A 24312-nucleotide genomic window follows, 5' to 3' on the forward strand; every position below is an offset into this window, starting at 1 on the left:
TAAAATCAACCTTTATGAATCGGGCAAAAATCCTTTTGACCTGTGGTTTGGCATTTTTGGCTTCATGCCAACAAGCGCATGACCATAGCCATGATGAACAAGAATTCCCAACCGTTGCGCTGACCGCATATTCAGAAAACATCGAACTGTTTGTCGACTTCGAACCCATGGTTGCCGGGAAAACCACTACCATGATGGTCCATGTCAGTCTTATGAATGAGCGGTTCATCCCTTTGGAAAATGGCACCATCAATGCTGTTTTTTCAATGGATGGAAAAGAAATAAAATCCAGTTCCAATAAACCCGAAACTCCGGGAATTTTTGAAATGGAATTGGATCCTGAACTGAGTGGAGAAGGAAATCTGACTTTTGAGGTTCAAACGCCTTCGTTTACAGATGTCATCAGATTCGAAAATATCACTGTTTTTCCAGACATCGTTTCTGCATCGAGGTATAAAAACCCAAACGATTCAGGTGATGAAATCACTTATTTGAAAAATCAGGCCTGGAACATTGAATTTTCAAATGCACCTGTAAGGCGGGGATCATTTCGCGAAATTCTTAAAACAAGCGGTCAGGTCTTGCCCGCACCTGGAGATGAAACTGTCATTACAGCCAATTCCAATGGGGCAGTATTGTTTGCTACGAATAAAACGGTGATCGGATCTGAATTAAAAGTTGGAGATCATTTATTTACCATCAGCAGTGCTAACCTAACTCAGGAGAATCCTGATGTTTACTTCAATGAAACCAAAGCCAAATACGAATTGTCAAAAGCCGAATTTCAGAGAGCAGAGATTTTGGTAAAGGATAGGATCATTTCGCAAAAAGAATATTTACAAGCCAAGATGGAATATGAAAACATGGAATCCACCTTTCAGGCAGTATCTCGAAATTATTCGAGATCAGGTCAAAAAATCAGTGCCAATTCCCCTGGTTTTCTGAAAAATCTCATGGTCACAGAAGGTCAATATGTTGAAGCGGGTTTCCCATTGGCTGTGGTCAGTAAAAACAAAAAAGTCCTGCTTCAGGCAAACGTGTCCCAGAAATATTACAACAAATTGCCCGGAATTTCCGCTGCCAATTTTAGAATCATTTCAGAAGAAAAGGTTTTTGATTCGGAAAGTATGAACGGCAAAGTTGTTTCCTTCGGTAAAAGTGCTTCGGCAAACTCCTCCTACATTCCGATCACTTTTGAAATTGACAATATCGGCAACATAATCCCCGGTGCAATTGCGGAAGTCTATTTGAAATCATCACCTATTCCTGATGCCTTGGTCATTCCGGTTTCAGCCCTTATGGAAGAATTGGGGAATTTCTACGTGTTTGTCCAAACCGGGGGAGAAAGTTTTCAAAAGAGAGAAGTCAAGCTCGGCGGAAATGACGGGATAAATGCACATGTCCTCTCAGGCCTGAAGGAAAATGAAAGAGTAGTCACCCAGGGAGCTTATGCCATCAAATTGGCTTCCGCAACAGGAGCAATTCCGGAACACGGTCACAGTCATTGATGTTTGATTTCCTTACATCTCAAACTCCTCAAATCTCAAGGCTATAGGAATTTAAAAGAAAAAACTCATGCTCAATGCGATATTAAAATTTTCATTGAATAACCGGCTTTTGGTACTGACATCATTTGCTTTGCTTTCATTATTGGGCACTTATGTGGCCTTCAATATGGAAGTGGATGTTTTTCCGGATCTGACAGCCCCAACGGTTGTCATTCTGACCGAAGCGCATGGAATGGCTCCTGAAGAGGTGGAAAGATTGGTCACATTCCCAATTGAAACTTCAGTCAATGGTGCCACAAATGTCAGAAGGGTCCGATCTGCCTCATCAGGAGGCTTTTCGGTGATTTGGGTGGAATTTGAATGGGATACTGATATCTATCGGGCCAGGCAGATTGTCAACGAAAAACTGGCGACCATAGGAGAAGCCTTACCCTTGGGAGTCGGTAAGCCTGTAATGGCACCGCAATCCTCCATCATGGGAGAGATCATGTTTGTCAGTTTGACTGCGGATAGTACCTCCATGATGGACTTAAGGACTATTTCGGACTGGATAATCCGACCCAGACTATTGGCAACAGGCGGAGTTGCGCAGGTGATTGTGTATGGCGGAGAATTCAAGCAATATCAGATTCTGGCCAATCCCCAAAGGATGGGTTTTCATGGTGTTACTTTGGAAGAATTGATGAAAGCCGGAGAGGAATCCAATGGCAACTCTTCAGGTGGATTTGTGTATGAGTATGGTAACGAGTACATCGTCAAAGGAATAGGCAGAACCAATTCCATTGAAGAAATCGGCCGATCAATCATAAAACAAGCTAATGGACAGATTATCAGGATTGAAGATGTGGCTGAGGTAAAAATAGGTGCAGCACCCAAAATCGGAGATGCTTCCAGTAATGCCAAACCCAGTGTTGTACTAGCTGTTTCCAAACAGCCTGATGTCAATACCCTTTTGTTGACCGATAAAATCGATGAAGCTTTGGTTGATCTTCGAAAGACCCTTCCGGAAGATATCCAAATAGACACCAAAGTATTCAGACAGGCCGATTTTATCAATGCTTCCATCAGCAACATCCAAAAGGTGCTATTGGAAGGCAGTGCCTTTGTGGTTATTGTTTTGTTTCTTTTTCTGATGAATTGGCGAGCAACAGTGATTTCCCTTTTAGCCATACCCATCTCATTGCTGGTAGCTATCCTGACATTAAAATGGTTGGGGTTTACCATCAATACCATGAGTTTGGGCGGCATGGCCATCGCCATCGGGGATTTGGTGGATGACGCCATCATTGATGTTGAGAATGTCTTCAAACGGCTTAAAGAAAATGCCAAACTTCCTGAAAAGCATAAAAGAAATCAGCTAGAAGTTATTTTTGATGCCTCATTCGAAATCAGGCATTCTATCATCAATGCTACTTTTATCATTATTGTGGCATTCATCCCTTTATTCTTTCTTTCAGGAATGGAAGGGAAATTATTGGCGCCTTTGGGAATTGCATTTATAGTGGCGCTCTTTGCCTCATTGATCATAGCCATCACGCTTACTCCGGTTCTCTGCAGCTACATGCTGACCAATGAAAGTCGATTGATCAAACAGGAAAGAGAAAGTTGGCTTGTGAGTAGGCTCCAGAATTTTTATGGGCTTTTCCTTGAGAAAGCCATGCATTGGAAAAAGCTCTTTATCGGCTCAGCTTTAGCTATGTTGGCTGTTGCAATATTGGTTTTTACCCAATTGGGAAGAAGTTTCTTACCTGAATTCAATGAGGGAGCCCTTACCATAGCCGCCGTTGCTTTACCGGGACTCTCTTTGGAAGAAAGTAATAAGATAGGAAAAAGAGTAGAAGAAGCTCTTTTGAGTGTCCCTGAAGTGATTTCAACTACCCGCAGAACCGGCCGGGCAGAACTGGACGAGCATGCGCAGGGAGTCAACTCATCAGAAATTGAGGTGCCTTTTTTACTGGAAGAAAGAAGTCGGGATGAGTTTTTAGAAGAAGTTCGGGAAAAGCTTTCGCAGATCAAAGAAGCCAATGTAGCCATAGGCCAACCGATTTCTCATAGAATCGACCATATGCTTTCAGGCACCAGGGCAAATATTGCCATCAAAATCTTTGGTTCTGACCTGAACAGAATGTACAACCTATCCAATCAGATAAAAAATGAAATCCAGGACATTGATGGATTGGTTGATCTGCAGGTAGAGCCACAGATCGAAATCCCACAGATACAGATCAAAGCCAACAGAGAATTACTGAGCCATTACGGTATAAGTATTGGTAAATTCAATGAATTCGTAGATGTGGGTCTTGCAGGCGAAAAGGTATCAGAGATCTATGAGGAAAATCGGTCATTTGATCTTATAGTTCGCTTCGATGAGGAGAATCGAACCAAAATGGATCATATCATGAATACCTTGATTGACGCTGAAAACGGAGAAAAAATACCGATTCATTATGTCGCAAACATAGTCAGCGGAAGCGGACCAAATACCATAAACCGGGAGAATGTGGCACGCAAAACAGTTGTCTCTGCCAATGTATCAGGACGCGATCAAAAAAGCGTAGTGGATGAGATCAGAGCTAAAATATCCGAAAACATCCAACTTCCGGAAGGCTATCACGTGGAGCTTGGCGGGCAATTTGAAGCAGAAGAAGAGGCTTCCACTACCCTGTTGGTCACTTCGTTCTTTGCTATCCTGGTAATTTTCATGATTCTTTTTCAGGAATTTAAAAAAGTCTCCCTTGCTTCCATCATATTGATCAATCTCCCATTGGCTTTGATCGGCGGCATATTCAGTATTTACTTCACAAGTGGCATTCTGAGTATTCCAGCCATCATCGGATTTATCACCTTATTTGGTATTGCCACCAGAAACGGGATTCTTCTGGTATCACATTATGAAAATCTCAGGGAAGCAGGTCTCAGCCTTTATGAGACCGTAATCCAAGGTTCAAAAGACAGGTTGAGTCCGATCTTGATGACAGCCATCACCGCGGGATTGGCATTGATACCTTTGGCTTTGGCCGGAGATCTACCCGGAAATGAAATCCAAAGTCCGATGGCCAAAGTCATTTTGGGCGGTCTGACCACTTCTACCTTACTTAACCTCATTATCGTTCCCATGGTCTATTTTCTAGTCAACTCAAAAACTGAAACAAAATGAAAAAGTCCATAATCCTTTATACACTATTGCTTTTGACTTTTGTAAATGCAAATGGCCAATCGAGTTTTGACGTCATCATGGCGGAAATAGAGAAAAACAATAAAACCTTACAGGCTAATGCACAAAAGCAGGAGGCACAAAACCTACAGTTCAAATCGGAAATGCCCCTTTATAACCCAGATATTGGATATGACTTTATGTATGGCTTTCCATTGAATGCGGGTAACCAAACAGATATATTATTAAATCAGACATTTGATTTTCCAACTGTATATGGCAAAAGAAAACAGCTTGCCAATGAACAAATTGCTCAATCCACCTACAACTTTGATGCTGCAAGGCAAGAAGTCCTTTTTGAAGCACAATCCATCTGTATAGAGTTGGTCTATAGAAACAAACTTCACGAACAATTCCAATTGAGAAAAACATTTACTGAAAACCTACTCAGTGACTTTGAAACCAAGTTGGAAACGGGAGATGGGAATATTCTTGATGTAAACAAAGCGAGGCTACAGTTGATCGAAATCAACAAGGAATTCCAATTGAATCTATCGGAAATCAACCAACTCAACCAACAACTTACCGCACTGAACGGAGGGATTGAAATAGCTTTTACTGAAACCATTTATCCGGAAATGGATCCTATCCCCTTTTTCGAGGATTTATATCTTGAAATTCAATCTGAGGATCCTACACTTAAATTCATTGAGATGGAAACCGTCACTGCCAAAAAACAATTGGAACTCAGCAAAGCAATGGCCTTGCCAAAAATGGAGGCCGGTTATCGGTATCAGGGGATTTTGGGCCAAACCTTCAATGGATTTCATATCGGCACTAGCATTCCGCTTTGGGAAAATAAATACAAGGTCCGTCAAAGTGAAGCCGCAGTTTTATTTTCGGATTTACGGGTCAGAGAATATCAAAATGAGAAGTTCTATGATGTCAAGCAGCTGTTTGAAAAATATGAGAAATTGTCAAGAACCTTCAATGAATATAAAACAGTACTTTCGGCTATAAACAGTCTGGAATATTTGGATAAAGCATTGGAAGTGGGACACATTTCCACCATAGTTTACTTTATGGAATCCAATTATTATTATATGGCCTACAACAATTTCCTGTTGACAGAAAAAGATTACTATGCTGTTAAGGCAGAGATTTTGAAGTTTAGGTTGTAGGTAGCTATTCGGTACCCAGCTATTCGGGATTTACAATCCCGAATTCAGATAACTGGGATTTGTAATCCCAATCTTCAACCCAAATCTAACATGCCGAAATTACAAATTCCTTTTTATCTGTTCTCAAGATTGCAAATCTCGAGAAGCTGGCTATACGGGATTTGCAATCCTGAATCCAGATAACTGGGATTTGAAATCCCGATCTTCACCCAAAGACTTTCATACCTGAATTGCAAATTCCGATTTATCTTTACAAGTTCTCAAGCTGACAACCACATTGAGAGTTTTAAATCACTAAATCATTTAATAAATTGAAATTATGTTTTTTACAATTAGTAAAAAGAATAAAATATTGATCTCACTTACACCTTAAATAATCTTACAGCCATGAAAAAAATAGCTCCTCTCCTACTCTCCCTAACTATTGGTTTTGGAGATCTTTTTGGACAAGACTTTGAGAAACAGGCGCCTGAAGGTTTTGATATTGTAAGAAGTGATATTTCCAAAGGAAAAATTGATACCATAAGTTACCCCTCCAAAACTGTTGGTGTGAAAAGGAGAGCATTGATATATACACCGCCTTCATATTCTGAAAACAAAAAATATCCGGTTTTATACCTGCTACACGGCATAGGTGGCGATGAAAAGGAATGGCTTAATCATGGCAGCCCTCAAGTGATCCTGGATAATCTCTATGCTGATGGAAAAATTGAACCAATGATCGTGGTAATGCCAAATGGTCGTGCGATGAAGGATGATAGGGCAATTGGCAATGTAATGGCGCTGGATAAACAGGAAGCATTTGCAACTTTCGAAAAAGATTTGTTGAATGACCTGATTCCCTTTATTGAGAAAGAATACCCTGTCCTGAAAGACCGTGAATATCGGGCAATAGCAGGTCTTTCTATGGGAGGTGGCCAATCTCTAAACTTTGGACTTGGTAATCTCAACATGTTTGCCTGGGTGGCAGGCTTTTCTTCCGCACCCAATACCAAAGAACCTGAGGTTCTTGTTCCTGATCCACAAGTGGCTAGAGAGAAACTGAAATTACTTTGGATTTCCTGTGGAGACGAAGATAACCTGCTTCGTTTCAGTGAGCGTACCCATCAATACCTTGTAGAGAATGATGTCCCACATATTTATTACATTGAACCCGGAGGCCATGATTTCAAAGTATGGAAAAATGGACTATTTATGTTTTCCAAGTTGTTGTTTAAACAAGTTGACCCATCCACGTTCTACAAATATCGGCTTTAAGGATCAATGAAGTATTTAATTATCTCAAGAGAAATTCTGCTGAAAAGGTAAAATAGCGTTATTGCAACCAGGTTTAAAAATATAATGGAAAACCAAATTACTACAGTTTAACTTATTTGAGTCCAAAAAAAAATGCCGGACAAAATCCGGCATTCAAGTTTATATTGTTTATGGTAAAGAAGGTGCAAGTCTGTTGGTCAACGTGACCACATTGCCATTTACCGAAAGAACTAATCTTGGGGCAAGTGTACCTCCAAAATGTCTACGGTCCCATTCTTCTCCCAAAGCACCAAACTCTCCAACTTCAAGTCCTGGCTGAATATTATAGTAGTTGGTATTACTCAATACAGTGTTGTTCTGCAACACATGCCATGAAAAGGTTGCATATGGGTCCTCTATTGGGTTTGCTGCCACAAGCGCACTTCCGTTGAGAGGCTCGTAGGGTCCGAGAAAACTGTCACAAACAAATCCGTACATCCCTTCAGGAGAATTAACCCTGTCCATTACTTCTGGAGAGAATTTTTCTATATGCGTAGAAAAATACAGATAGTATTTGTTGTTATAAAGGACAAAATGAGGTCTTTCCAATTCGGAATTGATGTTTGTAACTACCAAGGGAGGAAGTAGTTTCCATTGGGTCAAATCATTGTTTACAGCTTCAGCCAAACCTACAGCACCGTTATAGGTTGTAATATCACCTGCTTCTCGAGCTGTGAAGGTCATATAAATCTTGTTGGTCGCAGGATCTCTGTAAATAAAAGGATCTCTCATTGCAAATACAGTTCCCGATTCATCCATCCCTGTAGCAGGTTGGTAGATTTGTCCATCAGCCTCCAAGATAACCTTATGTTGACTATAATTTTCAAAAACAACAGTTTCTGACTGATTAGCCACCTGAGCTGTCGATAGGGCTATCCTTTGTTCATAGGAAATACCACCAGTATCATCACCTGGAGCTCCACTGTTAATTCTACCTGAATTCAGTTCACCTTTTTCACCTGTCGCGGTATAATAGAAATACACCAAGCCTTGATCATAATAAGCTGATCCGGCCCATTGACGCGAACCTATGATTTCGTCTTCTGTAAACACCATACCCTTATCTTCCCAATTAATACCATCCTTGGAAATAGCATAACGATGTCTTACAATATCATGTCGCTTACCCGATAACACTGTATCAGGCGCTGTTAAAACTATCATGACACGGTATCCATTAATTCTTGCAATTGAACCATCCAAGTTAAGGATAGGCCAGTAATCCCACTGATGATATCCTGGCATTACATCCACACCTTCGTCAAAATCCACCCGAGGAATGGTGTTCCCTGTATTTCGGGAAATCAACCGGACATGTTCAGCAGTCCACTCAACCGTTTGCACTTCTGCCGGATCTGTTGGATCTACGCCAACATTTGGCTGCTCTTCCGGATCACAGGAAGCAAGTAAGAAAAATCCTCCTGCTACTAAAAAAGGTAGCCATACATTTTTTTTCATAATCATAAAATTTAAATTTTTAATAAAATATTTATACATCATACTTTACAACATTATAAATATTTAGTTAAATGCTAAAAATTTTATAAAATAAAGAAATAATTAAAATTACTAATCTTCTGTATATTCAATTATGCGGTTTGGGGCATCATGGAAAGGATAACAGCAACTATTGGAACCTTTTGTTTGATCCAATGTGGCTTGTATGGGTCAAGGATATATATAACCCTTTCATGAAACCTTGTAAGAAATAGCAACCTTTCGAGCGGATAATTCCTATGGATAGTTATAGGAAATAAAACAAATATTACTATGTTAAAAAAAAAGAAATTTTGATTTTAGACCTGTCACAAAGAAATAAAAAAAATAGCTTTTGAGAATATGGCAGATTTAGGGAAGTGGAATTTTAATTTGAACTCCGATTCCTGCCCAAGCTGATCTTATAATCATCCGGTGTACCTTTCATATTGACGTTGACAAAACGGACCCTTTTATCTTCATCCCTGTATACAATTGCATCTTCCTGTTCGGGATCTACCTCATTTTTATTTTTTCCTCCAAAGAGTGATTTAAAACCAACCGATGTCACCATGCCCAAAGGGATTCTGATAAAATAATCCATATTCATATCCAGACTCTGCTTTCCAGACAGTTCGATAAAGCCCAAACTTGAATTGATATTCATATTGGGAATATTCAAAATACCATCTTTCAAATCAAAGGTATTGCTCAGGGTATCAAACTTCACATTGTTGAGATTACGATCTGAAAAATAGCTCGACATAGCACTCAAAGGTGCAAAATTCACTATACTCCCCTGATATACTGTCAGATCCATTTTTGCTTCTGACTTGTCAATAATCGGGGTGAGATCAGGATATACTAAAAACTTACTGGTTATTGTTCCACTTACTTTTCCGTGAAGATTTTCATTGATGAGGTAATCCTGTCCAAAATTCTCGAATTTGATAAGCAACTTATCAAGGTCAAGCTTTGATGCTTTCATAGTACTGTGAAAATATATATGCTCGGGATCTGAACCATTAAAATAACCCTTAACTCCCAAAGTCCCATCCGCTGCCCTTAAACCGAGAGTATCCAAATAGATGTAATGATCAGCTGTAGTACGCGCAGAAGCAGTGACATTTTCCAACCAAAAAGTATGGTAATTCATTTTTCCGATTTCTGCACTGATATCCATCTCAGTGAAAGGAATTTCGAAAACATTGAATGCTTCCTGATGATTGGTGTCCACATCTATGCTTTCAAAACCCATCAATGCATCCAAGTCCAAGGAAAGTGATTTCAAGTGGAAAAAATTCCGCTTATTCTTGAGTGAATCCACTTCACCGAGTTGATATCCCATACTTACTTTGAAATCGGAGGAGCCCATTTTTCCACCAAAATCGGTGACAGTCAGGAACTCATGCTCATAATGGATCCTTCCTCCAAAATCCTCCAATCTCAATGGATGTACCCTGAATTTTCCATCGAGGTCAGTCAAATAAAAATCAGCAGATTCGAAACCGTCATTGTAATGGAGATCCAGACTACCCTTCAATTTCAAACCGTCTATTTCCTCTTTTTGATAATCTTTGGGCAGGTAGTTAACCCCATTGTATTTTAAAAGATCACTGATATTTAAATGATTGGAAACCAAATCAAATTCAAACCTGCTGTCACCTTTTGGGCTTTCCTGAAACCATTTAGGATAATTCAGGACTTTTCCGGAAAAATGAAAATCACTCTTATCAATCTCTCCTGAAAAATCCATTACCTCCATATTTTTCTCCCCAATCATAATGTCAGCATGAAAATCATGAAAAGCGTGTGGGTATTTTTCCAGCTTTGCATAAAAATCCTCAATAAAAAACTCTCCTTGAGGCAAATGCTCATAATCCATCAGGTTTTTTCCCGTAGACTCGAATGCAAGCTTGATTTTAAAATCATTGATCAATTCATTGATACTACTGTCTGAAGGTAATAATTGCTTCAAATCAATTTTAGTGGAATTTGCGTCCAATTGGACTTTAACGGGTTTGGGATTACTGTGCAGTATTGCAGGCAAGTCGTCAATAGTTCCTGAAAGGTTAAAATCTGAATCTGCTATCTGAAAACTCAAATTATCCAAGCGGAGATTTCCTTCTCTCATAAATGCATATGCATTTACAGTCCTGATCTGATGGGGATAATCGGGCAAAGAAAAATTGAGATCAATGATTTTCAGCTCGCTTTGGACACTGCTCTTTGCATTACTGATTCCAGTCACTCCGGATTCAAAGTCAATGAGTTCATCAAAATCCATATCCACAATCACCTGACCGCTGATACCCTGAAGCCCCTCTACTTCAAAAAAATCTCCCAAAAATTCCAGATCCAGATCTGCATTTAGATTGATTTTGACATAGGGGTTTTCGAAATCTTTAACGATCAATCTTCCCTGAAATTTACCTTGATCCGGTTTGGCATAAAAATTCAACAATTGAAACTCTGATGTCTTGAGACTTCTATCTTTCCCATTGGTGAAAAATCCCGAAAATCTCAAATCATCTACTTTCTTGTTGATCCCTGTGTTGAGGAAATAAGCATTATCACATCCAAATTCTATTGCAATCTCCGGGACATGACCATTACCTGCGAAACCCTCGATACTTCCCTGAAAAAACACATCTCCTTCATTTTGATATTTCCGGAGAAGCAAGGCTGTTTCTTTTGGTAGAAAAGCAGCCAGAAGAGAAAAGTCAGGTTTTTCTCCTGCCATTCGGATATCCAGATATACTTGATCTTCCAGGTCTACTTTTCCCTCCAAGCCCAGCTGCGCATCTTCCAAATGCAATTTGGAAGGAGCTAAAACCAACTCATTGGTATTTTGATCATAATCAAATTCCAAATCCAATTTGAAATGTTTTTGTGAGAAAAATGTAGGCTTACCATCTAGAATGTAATCCAAAACGAAATTAGAAATCAGATCAATATAAATATGCTCATCCTGAAGTTTGATGACAGCATCTGTCTTCTCAAGGTTGGCATAGATTGTTGTCAAGTTTGATAAATCATCAAATTTAACTTTGAAGTTTTTCAATTGGATCGATGACAAATCAATATTCATACCCTCTTCATCCACTGATTCTGTTTCTTCTTTTCCGAAACCTTTGGCCATCAACAGATTGATTTTTCCGTCAGCATCTTTGATAAGATCCAAATTTCCGTTTTGGAGTTTTAGGCTTTTGATTTTGTATTTGCCTCTAATGATATCCCAAATGCTGAAACCTACATATAAATCCTCGGCAGCATAAATAACATTGGAATCTGTGATTTTGCTTTCAAAAAAAACTATGTCCTCTAGATCGATGGAGACATACGGAAAGTTTGCAAATGGAGCAATTTTTGAATCGCGAATGATCAATTCCCCTTCAAACTGCTCATTCATAATTCCAACGGCTTTTTGGGTAAGGGATTTCTGTTGAGAATATAAAAGAATGATTGCTATTGTTGGAATTACAACAAAAATTAAAAATAGCAAAATCAGTAAAATCCTTATTTTTTTACTTTTCATGTGGGCGATGCAAAATAGATTACGTCAAATTCAACGTAAATAAATTATTTAAAATACTAAGAAAGCAAAAATTTTAGTTCAATTAATTCTTCCAGGTTGCCTAAGATTATTCCCATCATTTCCATTGAGGGCATCTCCCAAATCTTCACGGGCCTTATCAGCAAGTTTTACAAACATATCTACTACCTGAGGATTTTCCCCAATCACATTGTTTTTTTCGGAAGGATCAGTAGGGATATGATACAATTCCATTTCTGCCAAATCGACCATGGTATATTTAATAGGGATTCCATCATCCCGGAAATTCTGATCAGGTGCGATAGTTCTATATTTGTGCGGAAAATAAAGCTTCCATTCGCCCATAACCACTGCTTGAAGTTCGTTTCTGTTGTAATAGACAAAATAGGCTTCTTGAGGTGAAGCCGCAGTATAGTCCACCAACATAGAGGAGATATCCAATCCATCAATCGGTAAGGCTGGCAATTGCGCACCCGTAAATGAGGCAATCGTTGGTAAAATGTCAATAGTCATGGCAGGATTTTTCTGAACTTTCCCCTCAGGTATTTTGCCTTTCCATTTCATAATGGTAGGAACTTTCACCCCGCCATCCCAAGAAGTCCCTTTTCCTTCCCTGAGTGGATATGCCGAACCAGAATGTCCCGAATAGGATAACCATGGTCCATTGTCCGAAAGAAATATAACCAAAGTATTCTCTTCCAATCCGTTTTCTTTCAAAGCTTTGAGCACCTCTCCCACTGACCAATCAATTTCCATGATCACATCTCCATAAAGTCCCCTTTCGGATTTACCCTTGAATTTATCAGAAACAAACAAAGGGACGTGTGGCATGGGGTGTGCCAAATAAAGAAAAAATGGATTTTCCGTATTTCGTTTTATAAAGTCTACTGATTTTTCTGTAAACCAAGTTGTAAACATGCTTTGATCCGTCCAAACCGTATCTGCAACTTGATCATTTTGGTATAAAGGCAATGGTGGGTAGTAGTCTTTAGTTTCCGGATGATTGGGCCACATATCATTGGAATATGGAATTCCAAAATACTCATCAAAACCCTGATTGGTGGGCAGAAAATCGGGGTGGTGGCCCAAATGCCATTTTCCAAATATTGCAGTTTGATAGCCAAGAGGTTTGAGCATTTCGGCAATGGTTGTCTCATCCGGATTAAGGCCATGAGTGCTGGAATGATCCAAAGCCCCATGAATACCCAATCTATTGGAATAGGTCCCTGTCAGTAAAGCGGCTCTTGAAGCCGAACACACTGCCTGTGCCACATAGAAATTCGTGAATTTTATGCCTTCAGAAGCCATCTGATCCAAATTGGGAGTGTCAATATCAGGAGATCCAAATACGCCTACGTCATTATACCCTTGATCGTCTGTGAAAATCAATACAATATTTGGTAGGATCGGTGCTGATTCTTTGGGAGAAGTGCAGCCGGAAATTTTAACTATTAGTAGAAAGAAAATTAAATTATAAAATCTCATTAATGATAACTTTTTAAGAATTCCCAAATTTAAAACGCTTTGTAAACCTAAAAAATAATATCTCTTTCAATGTTGAATTTATACATCCAATAACCTTCTATGATAGTTAATTTGACCAAGATGGTAATTGAGGTGACTGAACAGGTGAAACATAAAATATTCATATGTCATGGGTTCATCAAAAACCACATGGGGATAGTTACTGTCAAATTTATCTTCCGAAAACATTAATATGGCATTTGTCACCTCTTGTATGGTGTCGTCCAATTGTTCTATCAAGGAGTCCCTTGGTATATCAAAGGTAGAAAATTCAGCATTCCTGTCTCTGACATACCCTGAATTTCCCATGACAGCTCCTATATAGTAATTCAGATTTCCGATCAAATGGATAGTAAGTGTACCTGCCGAATTGAGAATGTCACCTGAAACTTTCCAGATGTTTTCCTCTTTCTTGTAGCGTTTTAATTCGGTCTTCAATTTATTCAAATCCCGATCAAATAAATTTATGAGGGTATCTTTCATTTTTTATTTCTTTAATCACCGAAAATTATTCCCAATCCTTTTGCACCGCGAATAATAAAACTATCAATTCCAACCACATTATTTTCTTTAGTAGCATCTTCCAACGGAACAGATATAAAAGTATTGTTTTTGAATGCAACCATTTTTCCAAAATCACCCTCCAATAACATCTCGAATGCTTTGACTCCGAACAAAGAAGCCAATACCCTATCAAATGCGGTTGGGGTACCTCCTCTTTGGACATGACCCAAAATAGTCTCTCTTATTTCAGGATGAACTCCCGCATCTTTCAGTTGTTGTGAAAGTTGAAGTGCTACCCCACCCAAGCGGACATGTCTGGAACCTTCTTCACCTTCTCTTGAGACGATAGTTCCTTCTTTAGCCTTTGCTCCTTCGGCAATTACAATGTTCACAAAACCTCTTCCTTCATGGTATCGGGATTCTATTTTTTTGACAAGCTTATTGATATCGTATGGAATCTCAGGAATCAGACATATCTCTGCACCACCGGCGATGGCGGTATGTATGGCTATCCAACCTGCATCTCTTCCCATTACTTCCATGATCATAACCCGATGATGACTTTCTGCCGTAGTGACCAATTTATCAAAACTATCGGAAGCAATCTGTACGGCAGTTTGAAAACCGAAAGTCATATCTGTCGCCGAAAGGTCATTATCTATTGTTTTGGGAACGCCAATGATAGGCAATCCATGGTCAAAAAATGCCTTGGAAATTTTTTGGGAGCCATCGCCCCCGATATTGATTACCGCATCAAAACCCAATTCTTTGATTCTGTCCACATAATCCTTGGTCTTGTCGACAAAAATCACATTTCCGTTTTCATCTTTGACAGGATAATGCAAAGGGTCAGATTTGTTGGTGGTTTTCAAAATTGTCCCACCCCTTACATGGATTCCTGCTGTTTTTTTTCCGGTAAGTTTGATGATCCTAACAGGATCAGTAAAGAGTCCATTGAATGCCTCCATGCTGCCATAGACTTCCCATTCTTTGGTTTTTTTTGCTCTTTTGCAGATTCCTCTAATTACTGCGTTTAAACCGGGACAATCTCCCCCACCGGTTGCGATCAAAAGTTTTTTCATAGATTTAAAAGGTTGATTGATTCTTAACGCAACTTACGAAAATAGTTTTTTAAGGCCCTTCTTTATTGTTTCAAAATGTATTGGAAATTTCATTAAGGTTGATTGATATAAGGACAGCAGAATTATTTTTAAGGAAATTATTTAAATATGTTATAAAAGAAAAGATGTTAACTTTTAATAAAAAACGGAAAATAGAACGCTGATGAAGCTGATTTTCCTGATGCACACTGATAAATAAATCATTGAAAATCAGTTCTATCAGCGTTATCAGCGTTCCAAAGATGTTAAAAAAAATAAAGCGGAGAAATTCAAATAAAACATGCACCATTTACTCATAATCTTTACAGACTAGCAGAATATCTTGAAGTAACAGTGTCAGACGAATATTCGGATTGGTTGGATGTTATCACTACCTTTAACTTAAATGCAAGATATGATGACCATAAAAAAGAATTTTATCGTCTTTGCAATAAAGACTATGCGTTACTTTGGATGGATAGAATAAATGAATTAAGAAAATGGATCAAAGAGAAGCTCTAATTATTGTCCAAAAATATGTTGAGGAATTAAATGAAAAATTTGACCTCATTAAGGTTATATTATTTGGCTCTTATGCAAAAGGAGATTTTCACGATGAGAGTGATATTGATATCGCAGTAGTTTTGAAAGATTACAACAATTTGCCTGACATGCAACTGGAATTAATGAGGTTAAGAAGAAAATTTGACAGCCGAATTGAACCACATCCCTTCAGAGAATCTGATTTCAATATTTCTAATCCTCTAGTATATGAGATTTTGAAGCACGGGAAAGAAATCAAAATAACTGTTTCATAAAACCAACTTATTACTTTTCAAATTTAAACAAAAATGCAAACCGATATTAAAATAGCTGTCTTAATCGATGCCGATAACGTCCCTTCCGGACAGGTCAAAGAAATGATGGAGGAAATAGCCAAATATGGGAATCCTACTATCAAGCGGATCTATGGAGATTGGACCAAACCACAATTGGTGAAATGGAAAAATGTCCTATTGGAAAATGCCATCAACCCGATGCAGCAGTACGGCTACACCTCAGGAAAGAATGCCACTGATTCGGCCATGATCATTGATGCCATGGATATTCTTTATTCAGAAAGGGTGAATGGTTTTTGTATTGTTTCCTCCGACAGTGACTTTACAAAATTGGCCACCAGGCTGCGGGAAGCAGGGATGATGGTGATAGGCATGGGAGAAAAGAAGACACCAGATCCATTTATTGTGGCCTGCGATAAATTTATTTACCTGGAAATCCTTCAAAAACAAAGTGAAGAACCTACAGATCAAAGCAACAAAATCACCACATCTCCCCAGGTGGACAAAATCAATCCTAAATTGATCAGGTTAATTGCTTCCACCATTTCCGATTTAGCCGATGATGATGGGTGGGCATTTTTGGGGGATGTGGGAAATCTGCTTCAGAAAAAACAGCCCAACTTTGATGCAAGAAATTACGGATTCCAAAAACTTACCCCTTTGATAAAATCCATCAGTGCTTTTGAAATTGAACAGCGCGAAAACCAGAAAGGAAGGTTTAAATTGATTTATGTGAGAAACAAGCCCTGATTTTTTACTTTTGAGAACCAATTCACCTGTACAGTTTGTTCTGACAAATATGTGAAACCTCATGGACCTTGAATCCATGAATAATTTCAAAACCATGAAAAAAAATAAAAGGGTAGTCGTTGGACTATCAGGCGGCGTAGATTCCTCAGTTGCCGCTTTTCTCCTCAAAGAACAGGGATATGAAGTCATCGGCATGTTTATGAAAAACTGGCACGATGAATCAGTTACCATCTCCAATGAATGCCCATGGATGGAAGACAGTACTGACGCTATGTTGGTTGCAGAAAAACTTGGAATTCCCTTTCAGGCTATCGATCTCAGTGAAGCATATAGAGAGAGGATTGTAGATTATATGTTCTCAGAATACGAGGCAGGAAGGACACCCAATCCCGATATTTTGTGTAACAGAGAAATCAAATTTGACATTTTCCTTAAAGCCGCCCAAAAGCTAAAAGCGGATTTTGTAGCCACAGGTCACTATTGTCAAAAAGATGAACTCGAAGTTGATGGCCAAACAGTTTACAGACTTTTGGCAGGTGCGGATCCGAACAAAGACCAAAGCTATTTCATATGCCAATTGGATCAGGAACAATTGGCCAAAGCCTTATTTCCAATAGGTCATCTCCAAAAATCAGAGGTCAGGAAAATCGCCAAAGAGCAGGACCTGATCACTGCCGATAAAAAAGACAGTCAGGGACTATGTTTTATTGGAAAAGTCAGGCTCCCTGACTTCCTACAGCAACAACTACAACCCAAGAAAGGAGCAATTGTAGTAGTTCCGGAAGATCTCCCCATTTATGATTCCAAAAGAATTCCGGCAGGTTTTACTGCTGAAGAATTAGATTTGGAAACATTGGACAACCTCTGCCTACCAATCAAATATACGGCTGATCAAGGCAAAAAAATCGGCGAGCATAATGGTGCTCATTATTTTACAGTAGGTCAGAGAAAAGGCTTGCAGGTAGGGGGAACAGGCAAGCCTTTGTTTGTGATTGCGACCGATACCAAAGAGAATGTCATTTACACAGGCTTAGGAGAAGATCATCCGGGATTAAACAGGGATGGTCTCTTTGTGCCAAGAAAGGATATTCATTGGATCAGAAATGATCTTAAACTGAAAGTAGGTGAAACTGCCAGATACCAGTCTAGAATCAGATACAGACAGCCTTTGACTTGGGCAACTTTGATCATGAAAGAAAAAGGACTCTATATTCTGTTTGACCATGCCCAAAGGGGAGTCGCCTCAGGTCAGTTTGTGGCTTGGTATGATGGTGGGGAAAGTATTGGGTCGGGGGTGATTTTTTAGAGGTAGAATTATGAGGGATGAAGTTAGAGGGTAGATTTTAGATTTTAGATTGAATGATTTAGGTGAACTCCAAATTTGAGGTTCATGCCTTTTGGCGTGGATTTTAGAATTGACAAATTACCCAATAGAAAGTACACTCATACCCATAAAATCCCCTACTGAAACTGCAAACTGAGACTGCCTACTTGGACTGACCACTAACTTATCTGAAAAGGCTGTGGGGTAAAGCAGAGAACAAAAATGAGAATGGCAATCCAGCCTAGGATTTTCCTGTTGCTGTTTAATTCTTTGAAACCGCTGACTTCAGGATGTTCTAAACCCATCACCCTACCTAACAAAAAAGCAAATAAGAGCCAACCGCTATAGCCCTGAAGACCGGGGAATATATAAGCCAAAGTATATTGAGTAGCAGCTATCAGTAAAATAATTGTCCATTTGGTCTGATTTTCCAGGCTTGCCTTACGATAGCAGATGTATAAAAAACCAATATAAAGCGGTATACTGATAATCAAAGAATTCAAATCATCGAAAGGATTGAGTATGCCCAAGCCTGCATAAAAGACGAAGGCAGTATAGAAAATAAGAGAAATCTCTTTGTGCCTTTTTGGAAATAATCCAAAGACCACATGACCTCCATCCAATTGTCCAATAGGCAATAAATTCAAAGCTGTAAAGAACAAGGCCAAGTATCCTGCAAATAAGTATGGATAATGGATGATCTCAGACATATTGGGCATTTTCTCCGGGTCAGCCAATAATTTTTCCATGCCATAAAAAAGTAAATTATATCCCATTTCAAGATTGAGATAACCTTCTTCCTCTGAATGACCTTTAAAATCAGGATCCAAATATTCAGGATGAATCTGATAGATATATTCTGCATCAGGCAAGTGGGTAAATCCATATCCCAATACGAAAAGGGCAATAATGAAACCTGCCAATGGTCCTGCCACACCAATATCAAAATATTTCTTCCGACTATTGACGAAACTTTTCATCTTTATAATGGCACCAAATGTTCCCAAAGAAGGAGAAATCACCAGCCATCCGGGGATAAAGTACGGTAGTGAGGATTTTACCTTATGGTGAATAGAGGTAAATAGATGCCCCAATTCATGAATAAGCAGGATCCCTATAAATGGAATGGAAAAATGAAGCGATTTAAGAAAGTATTCCAAAGTCAATGCATTTTCACCCCCAGCAATTAGGGACTTACCATACAGCCACTCCCCTCCTGCCAAAGTCGCTGTAATTATGGTAGCCAGAAATAATGAACCGTGAATTAGGTATTCTTTTTTAGTGTACATCCGCAAAGAATTGAATCAGCGCTTTTGGGTGCGTAATGTGATAAGTTTGTAATCCAACTCTTTTGGCGCCTTCAAGGTTCGCCAAAAGGTCATCAAAAAATAATACTCTCTTGGGTTCTACCTGAATTTCATTGATTACTGCTTCATAAATCGCTTCATCAGGCTTTGCCAAGCCCATTTCATGGCTTAGAAATACCCTGTCAAACAATCCTGAAAGACCATCAACAGAAGTTTGCGCTTTGAGCATTTCATTGAATTTCAAGATGTGGATTTCATTGGTATTGCTGAGGACCGCGGTTCCAAAGTCACGGTTTAGCCTACCGATCAGATCAATTCTTTCCTGCGGCACATCTCTCAATAAACTATTCCAAACATGATCGATCTGATCATTTGACAGGTCCACCTGATACAATTCCCTGACCGCATTTCTAAACTGATCGGAATTTATCATTCCTTTTTCATATTCTTTGTGAAAAGTAGAGGGGAAAAAACTTGAGGTGAGGTGATGCTTTTCTTCAGGTAATATTTTTTTCAACTCCCTGATACTGAAATCATAATCAATATCGATGATAACATTGCCCAAGTCGAAGATCAAAAAATCAATATTCTCCAATTTTTTCATTTGTAAACAGGTTGTAAAATTAAAACCAAATATGTAACATTGCAGTCCCAAAAGCAAGGTCAAATGCTTAAAAATTGGGGCCTATAACTCAGCTGGTTAGAGTATCTGACTCATAATCAGAAAGTCCCTGGTTCGAGCCCAGGTGGGCCCACAAGCCGTTCAGTGATGAACGGCTTTTTGTTTTTTCAAGATATTAAAAGAAACAAATCAATACCTTCCATTATAACCACTCCCCATATATGCCCCCCATTTTAATGGTTTGGTTATTGGGATTTCAGTTTTCAGCAAATTGATCTGCAGGCCATCAAAAGCATAGGTATGATGCATATTGTTACTATGGCAAAATACAATATCCAGCATATTATCCTTATCCAAATCTCCCATCCATGGAGTCGACGAAGTGTTGTGGCCTGCAAGCATTGGCAAGAGGCTGGTTTTCCTTCCCTTTTTTGCAAAATCAATTACAGAAATGGTGTTAAAGAACAATTTCTTACCTGCCCGATCTGCCCCACTTTTATTTTCACAGATGATGATTTCATCCACACTGTCACCATTTATATCCAAAACCAAAGGCGAAGTGGACTGAAAACTCCCGAAATTCTGCTTGTACTTTACTTTCCCGCTTTCACCATCGATCATCACATTGGAACAATCTGTAAATAGAGGCCAAATACCAATATTGGCATTGACAAAAACATCGAGTGTTTGATCTTTAGTGAAAAAACCTACGGCAGGAGAACTGTAAATCTCAGTATCGGGAATACCTACTTCCCAAATCAATTTCTTTGTGAGGCCATCGAAGGCATACACCTTTCCGTCAACAGCGTTGGCAATAATATCTTCAATTCCATCTTTATTCAAATCCGCCCAAACAGCAGGAGCTACAAAACCCTTATCTTCGTTTTTGGCAAGAACCTTAGCCTTTTTGATATCTCCATTCAGGATATCCTTTAGGCCTACCACATATAGCTTCCCTCCGATAGTTTCACCTCCTGTTCCAAATACTACTTCAATTTCATCAATCTGAACATGATTAGACATAGTAACAGAATGATAAGTTTCTTTTTTATCCGGCGTTTCAGCTTCAATTATGATTTTTCCGCTTGAAGAATCAATTACTATAATCCTTCCTGCGGGCCTATTGGGATCATATGGGGCTTTGAGCACATTGCCTCCATTGGAAACTATAATCTCAGGAAGCCCATCTCCGGTGATATCCGGTATCAATTGAGGATTGTAAAAATTGAAATATTTTTTCTGGACCAGGTTTTTCAATTGATTGGTTGCCACAAAATCCCAAATCAGCGTTCCATCCCTTCCGTCAATCGCCTGAAGTATTGCGGGACCTTCCGCCAATCAGCACATCTTCCACTCCGTCCTTATTGATATCCAACAAAGTCGCAGAACCATAAATCTGATCTATTGCAGGCCTTTTCCAAATTATGTCTCCGGATTTACCATCAAGGGCTACAATGGCCGTATCTGAAGCCTGAAATTCAATGCGACCCATACCGACCACGAGGTCCAAAATCCCGTCCCCATTTAAATCTGTCGCCCTTGGAGAGGAAAGGGTACCTAGATTCGGTAAAGTTGTTGACCAAACCAATTGATTTTCCATGGATTTTTCTTTCAATACTGAATCAGGTTTAAAACCTGCAAAAACAAAAATAAGGATAAGGAATACCGGACTTCTCTTGAAAAACATTAGAACGCGCAACCAAAATTTTTTCAATAATAACATAAATCTAATCTGAGTGATATTTTGATAAAATTAAGAAAAGAATTGAGCTTTTTGAATTCACCCATAGCTGGAAGTTAAATCAATTTTCCCTTGTTACCTTTTTTGGCCCATTTGGAACAAAAGACTTGTTCATATTACCAATTCAACTTGATTTTCATTAACTTATGCTTTATTTATTTTTAAACTTTTCAAATAAAAAAATGCTGATGAAATCTTCTCTCCTGCAAAGTTCCAAAAAATCCAATGGTTCTAAGAAATCAAATGGCAGTTCCTCTCCTACTGCCCAACTTCAGGACAAACGCAAACTTGCCCAAGACCAAAAGCACTTAATCAATTTGGCCAATACCGGTAAAACTGCTGTTCAACTGAAAGCATTCGGTCAACTTTTGAACGGAAATGCTCCACTTCAAAAAATGAGTCTTGAAGAAGAGGAGCCGCTGCAGGCAAAGTTTGAAACTATCCAAAAGCAGGGATCGGAAGAAGAAGAACTGATGCAGGGAAAGTTCAAGACCATTCAGAAAATGGGGCTCGAAGAAGAGGAACCACTACAGGGAAAGTTTGAAACTATCCAAAAGCAAGGATTGGAGGAAGAAGAACTGATGCAGGGAAAGTTCAAGACCATCCAAAAAATGGAAATCGAAGAAGAGGAACCACTACAGGGAAAGTTTGAAACTATCCAAAAACAGGGATTAGAGGAAGAAGAACTGATGCAGGGAAAGTTTAAGACCATCCAAAAGCAAGAAAACAATACAGGCCTTCCGGACAACCTCAAATCAGGGATTGAAAATCTTTCAGGATACTCCATGGATGATGTCAAAGTTCATTACAATTCGGACAAACCTGCTACGCTTCAGGCCCATGCTTATGCCCAAGGTACTGATATCCACATTGCATCCGGTCAGGAAAAACATTTGCCTCATGAAGCATGGCATGTGGTGCAACAAAAGCAAGGCAGGGTGAAACCCACGATTCAATTACAGGGTAAAGTTAATGTCAATGATGATGCTGGTTTGGAGAAAGAGGCTGATGTGATGGGGGGAAGGGCGATGGATAAATCGATAAAAAATCAAAGTGATTTTTCAAAAGATATAAATAATTCTATCGGTGACATAGTTCAACGGGCGGTGGGTTTTGAGTTTCAAACAGGATGGCAGGCCTATATGGAACTACCCACTATAGATAACGATGCATTTACTCAAATTCCCTTCCCAAAAGAGACGGCGCTCTTTGGTGGTAGAAATGGTGCATTGGGGTGGACCATGGAAACAGATGGAACAGACATCGAATTTGTCATCGAACCTCCCATTGAAGAAAGTACAGCTGGTGTCATCCGGTTAAATGAAGTAATGGGAAGTCTACGAGATTTTACCGATTTCTTGCAGGGATTTGACAATATTGACAAATTAAACCCGAATATCCTACCTGCAATTTTCAATGAAAATGTAGGTAATTCAACTGTAGTTGAGCCTCAAGGACAAATTAGAGCCCAGCCTCAAGCTACTATCGGAGTACAACTTGATCGAATAGAAGCTTTATTCCGTGAGCTCGGACGACAAAGAGAAGCCAGCGACCTATCTTCAAGTCAAGGAACCACCTATTTTGGAGATCGGGCAATCGAGTCGGCTGATATGGCTTCTGGCATACCAAATGTGAATGGTAGTGCTCCCAGCCATGAACTGAAAGGAATAGTCACCATGTTGGTTCAATACCTTCGTCAGGGACGACAATCGGGTCGTAGGGCATACGCCAAAGATATCGCTTATGCAATGGCTCGGACAAATTTTGTAAAGATGTTTTCGCTAATTCCCGAAGCAGATTATTTTAAGCAAAATGCAGATGTTTGGATCCAATATGTTTTAACAGCAGCTGGCCTGGCAAATACAGAGGATACCCTGCTAATTAACCAGCAAATCACGGATGGTCAGGACACTAATAATATGAGTTTGGAAGAAACAAATGCTCTTCCTCAATTACCCTTAACCCGGGGTGAATGGTTATCTGATATCGCTGATCAAGCAGCACCACAGGATCGTCTGACTCAAGCGGCAACAATTGGTCAACCAGCTTACACTGATGTAAAGGGAGGTAACCGGTTGAGAGCAATGGGACTACTTGGAAATGCTATAGATCTGGTAGGACCCGGAAATCTAAATGAAGGAATTATCATCGAATTAAGACAAATGAAAAAGAATATTCCTTCAACCCAGTGGCATAATGTTTGCCATAGTTTATTAAACTACCTGATTGCTTTAAACAATTGGGATCGCAATGCTGGAGATGCGCCGGAATACAATCGCCTTTAAAATACATTATGAGCCGATTATTCTGTGATAAAATCTTTTTTTCTAATCAGATAGTCTGCGGATCGTCAAAACCATTTTTTGGCAAGAAATGTGGAATTATAAGAGATTTTATTAAAAACCAATCAAGGCAAATTATTTTTAGAAA

The 24312-nt window shown here is 39.2% G+C and carries 17 protein-coding genes, 1 tRNA gene and 1 pseudogene; 10 read left to right on the top strand and 9 right to left on the bottom strand.

What is annotated here, in order from left to right; genetic code table 11:
• The first annotated feature begins 14 nt into the window (after nucleotides 1-14).
• The 4 genes and pseudogenes from B9A52_RS21225 to B9A52_RS21240 form a co-directional block, all read left to right on the top strand.
• On the top strand, nucleotides 15-1508 hold the full coding sequence (locus B9A52_RS21225) for an efflux RND transporter periplasmic adaptor subunit (protein WP_084122558.1): 1494 nt from the start codon (nucleotides 15-17) through the stop codon (nucleotides 1506-1508).
• 67 nt (nucleotides 1509-1575) lie between these two features.
• Complete coding sequence (locus tag B9A52_RS21230; protein ID WP_084122560.1) at nucleotides 1576-4665, top strand: efflux RND transporter permease subunit; 3090 nt, start codon at nucleotides 1576-1578, stop codon at nucleotides 4663-4665.
• Nucleotides 4662-5843, top strand: coding sequence for a TolC family protein (locus B9A52_RS21235; protein ID WP_084122562.1), 1182 nt, complete (start codon nucleotides 4662-4664; stop codon nucleotides 5841-5843). Before B9A52_RS21230 ends, B9A52_RS21235 begins: the two co-directional genes overlap by 4 nt.
• 387 nt (nucleotides 5844-6230) lie before the next feature.
• Nucleotides 6231-7097, top strand: a pseudogene (locus B9A52_RS21240) (alpha/beta hydrolase); the annotation flags it as partial.
• Between the two features lie 171 nt (nucleotides 7098-7268).
• On the opposite strand, the gene B9A52_RS21245 reads toward B9A52_RS21240, so the two are convergent.
• The 5 genes from B9A52_RS21245 to B9A52_RS21265 form a co-directional block, all read right to left on the bottom strand.
• Nucleotides 7269-8597 (bottom strand): glycoside hydrolase family 68 protein, encoded by a 1329-nt coding sequence (locus tag B9A52_RS21245; protein ID WP_172805258.1) that lies wholly within the window; start codon nucleotides 8595-8597, stop codon nucleotides 7269-7271.
• Nucleotides 8598-9003: 406 nt separating this feature from the next.
• On the bottom strand, nucleotides 9004-12027 hold the full coding sequence (locus tag B9A52_RS21250; protein WP_317045524.1) for an AsmA-like C-terminal region-containing protein: 3024 nt from the start codon (nucleotides 12025-12027) through the stop codon (nucleotides 9004-9006).
• Nucleotides 12028-12231: 204 nt separating this feature from the next.
• Nucleotides 12232-13656 carry a sulfatase family protein gene (locus B9A52_RS21255; RefSeq protein WP_084122570.1) on the bottom strand — a complete coding sequence of 475 codons (1425 nt, stop codon included), beginning with the start codon at nucleotides 13654-13656 and terminating at the stop codon, nucleotides 12232-12234.
• A 78-nt stretch (nucleotides 13657-13734) separates the two neighbouring features.
• Nucleotides 13735-14178: a DinB family protein gene (locus B9A52_RS21260; protein WP_084122572.1), complete on the bottom strand. Its 444-nt coding sequence runs from the start codon at nucleotides 14176-14178 to the stop codon at nucleotides 13735-13737.
• Nucleotides 14179-14189: 11 nt separating this feature from the next.
• Entirely contained in the window at nucleotides 14190-15281 is a 1092-nt protein-coding gene (locus B9A52_RS21265) for a 6-phosphofructokinase (protein WP_084122574.1), read from the bottom strand.
• Between the two features lie 372 nt (nucleotides 15282-15653).
• Between B9A52_RS21265 and B9A52_RS26605 the strand changes: the two genes are divergently transcribed.
• The 4 genes from B9A52_RS26605 (at nucleotide 15654) to mnmA (ending at nucleotide 18194) form a co-directional block, all read left to right on the top strand.
• Nucleotides 15654-15821, top strand: a complete 168-nt coding sequence (locus B9A52_RS26605; protein WP_394334861.1) for a hypothetical protein — start codon at nucleotides 15654-15656, stop codon at nucleotides 15819-15821.
• Nucleotides 15800-16117: a nucleotidyltransferase domain-containing protein gene (locus B9A52_RS21280; RefSeq protein ID WP_084122581.1), complete on the top strand. Its 318-nt coding sequence runs from the start codon at nucleotides 15800-15802 to the stop codon at nucleotides 16115-16117. The genes B9A52_RS26605 and B9A52_RS21280 overlap by 22 nt, the downstream gene beginning before the upstream one ends.
• Nucleotides 16118-16150: 33 nt before the next feature.
• Nucleotides 16151-16888 (top strand): NYN domain-containing protein, encoded by a 738-nt coding sequence (locus B9A52_RS21285; RefSeq protein ID WP_084122583.1) that lies wholly within the window; start codon nucleotides 16151-16153, stop codon nucleotides 16886-16888.
• Nucleotides 16889-16982: 94 nt separating this feature from the next.
• On the top strand, nucleotides 16983-18194 hold the full coding sequence (gene mnmA, locus B9A52_RS21290; RefSeq protein ID WP_084123633.1) for a tRNA 2-thiouridine(34) synthase MnmA: 1212 nt from the start codon (nucleotides 16983-16985) through the stop codon (nucleotides 18192-18194).
• A gap of 197 nt (nucleotides 18195-18391) precedes the next feature.
• Here mnmA and B9A52_RS21295 read toward each other — a convergent pair whose 3' ends face one another.
• Together B9A52_RS21295 and B9A52_RS21300 are read right to left on the bottom strand one after the other, a co-directional pair.
• Nucleotides 18392-19501, bottom strand: coding sequence for a site-2 protease family protein (locus tag B9A52_RS21295; RefSeq protein WP_084122584.1), 1110 nt, complete (start codon nucleotides 19499-19501; stop codon nucleotides 18392-18394).
• Nucleotides 19491-20123: an HAD family hydrolase gene (locus tag B9A52_RS21300; protein WP_084122586.1), complete on the bottom strand. Its 633-nt coding sequence runs from the start codon at nucleotides 20121-20123 to the stop codon at nucleotides 19491-19493. Before B9A52_RS21300 ends, B9A52_RS21295 begins: the two co-directional genes overlap by 11 nt.
• A gap of 77 nt (nucleotides 20124-20200) precedes the next feature.
• Between B9A52_RS21300 and B9A52_RS21305 the strand changes: the two genes are divergently transcribed.
• A tRNA-Ile gene (locus tag B9A52_RS21305) sits at nucleotides 20201-20274 on the top strand.
• A gap of 56 nt (nucleotides 20275-20330) precedes the next feature.
• On the opposite strand, the gene B9A52_RS21310 is transcribed toward B9A52_RS21305, so the two are convergent.
• Together B9A52_RS21310 and B9A52_RS21315 are read right to left on the bottom strand one after the other, a co-directional pair.
• Nucleotides 20331-21479, bottom strand: a complete 1149-nt coding sequence (locus B9A52_RS21310) for a hypothetical protein (protein WP_084122588.1) — start codon at nucleotides 21477-21479, stop codon at nucleotides 20331-20333.
• A complete protein-coding gene (locus tag B9A52_RS21315) occupies nucleotides 21445-21840 on the bottom strand; it encodes an FG-GAP repeat domain-containing protein (protein ID WP_172805259.1) in 396 nt (131 codons plus the stop codon). The genes B9A52_RS21310 and B9A52_RS21315 overlap by 35 nt, the downstream gene beginning before the upstream one ends.
• A 230-nt stretch (nucleotides 21841-22070) precedes the next feature.
• Here B9A52_RS21315 and B9A52_RS21320 point away from each other — a divergent pair, with 230 nt between their 5' ends.
• Nucleotides 22071-24167 carry an eCIS core domain-containing protein gene (locus tag B9A52_RS21320; protein WP_197687251.1) on the top strand — a complete coding sequence of 699 codons (2097 nt, stop codon included), beginning with the start codon at nucleotides 22071-22073 and terminating at the stop codon, nucleotides 24165-24167.
• The last annotated feature ends 145 nt before the right edge of the window (nucleotides 24168-24312 follow it).

The sequence above is a fragment of the Aquiflexum balticum DSM 16537 genome (genome assembly GCF_900176595.1).
Classification (GTDB): domain Bacteria; phylum Bacteroidota; class Bacteroidia; order Cytophagales; family Cyclobacteriaceae; genus Aquiflexum; species Aquiflexum balticum.